This is a genomic window from Serratia sp. A07, from assembly GCF_058725505.1.
Genome location: NZ_JBZXDO010000189.1, coordinates 1 through 1029, shown reverse-complemented (window position 1 = coordinate 1029; position 1029 = coordinate 1). Strand labels below are relative to the sequence as shown.

General features: G+C 57.6%; 2 protein-coding genes and 1 pseudogene. All 3 read right to left on the bottom strand.

Annotation, left to right across the window (positions count from 1 at the left end; genetic code table 11):
- Positions 1 to 281, bottom strand: a pseudogene (locus tag AC4PR2_RS29130) (STY4528 family pathogenicity island replication protein); the annotation flags it as partial.
- A gap of 113 nt (positions 282 to 394) precedes the next feature.
- Positions 395 to 658, bottom strand: coding sequence for a ParE family toxin-like protein (locus AC4PR2_RS29125; RefSeq protein WP_043143926.1), 264 nt, complete (start codon positions 656 to 658; stop codon positions 395 to 397).
- Positions 655 to 1029: DUF2857 domain-containing protein (locus tag AC4PR2_RS29120; protein WP_492176080.1), on the bottom strand; the 375-nt coding region annotated here is incomplete at its 5' end. The genes AC4PR2_RS29120 and AC4PR2_RS29125, both read right to left, overlap by 4 nt.

Sequence of the window (1029 nt, the reverse complement as noted above, 5' to 3'; positions counted from 1 at the left end):
AGCTCGTCATAGGTCGGGAACACGGCGCCCTGATTCTGTTGCGCGTACAGGCGGATCATAATCCACGCAGTTTTATCCAGCGGTGACAGACGGGTGTCCAGGAGCAACCGGCGGGGGATGGAGTCATGCACATTGCCCATGTACAGCAGACCGCTGCGCAGATTCGTGACATCGGGATTCCCCGCGTGCTTTTCCGCGCCTATTCGCTCCGCCAGGCGGGCATCCATTTGTTCGAGCGTAAAGGTGATCAGGCTGTCATCAGGTGTGTTGTTTATGCTCATCGATTTTACGCATCCTTTTACGCTGTCCCCGCCCACAGGGCGAAGGCATCAAGCGGTTGTTGGCCTAACGGCACTCAGGCCTGTACCCGATACCAGGTACAGGGTGAATGTCATCACTTCCACAGTTCGTTGTTGTAGCGTTCATGGGTCAACAGCTCCCAGTCATCACCACTGTTTCGGCTGAGCAGTCGCCAGCTAGTACCGATATCAATCTTCATCCAGGCACGCCCGGGGGCGTGCTTGCCTTTAACATGAAGGTGCTTGTAGTTACGTTCCCCGCGGCGGAAACGCCTGACCTGCTCCTTCGCCTTTCTCTGGCAGGATGGCGGCGCCGAACGGGGAACCTGCAAACCCGGCATTAACATCACAGGCTTCATGCCAGCCTCCTTGTATTTCCTCCCGGCGTAGCGCGTGGCGTACGCACGGCCTGAATGGCTTTTTTGGCGGCCGCCGTCTGAGGGGCATCAAAGCTGCGAACGGCATTCCAGACAGCCGTCAGAGAAACATCCATCTGTTCGGCGGCCAGCATCATGACGTCCAGTCCATCGGCACTGGAGGCGTCATCGATGTCGGCTTTTTGCCACTGGCGCCACAATGCCGCGTTCTCGTCGTCGCTGAGCGCTGCACAGCGACCCTGGCGAATGTTGATACCGGTCATGCGTCGGCGGGCTGCAACTTCAACGGTGGAAAGACCAAAATAATGCTGCATCATTTCGATAGAGCCTCCCAACGCCAGTGCACGGTCAAT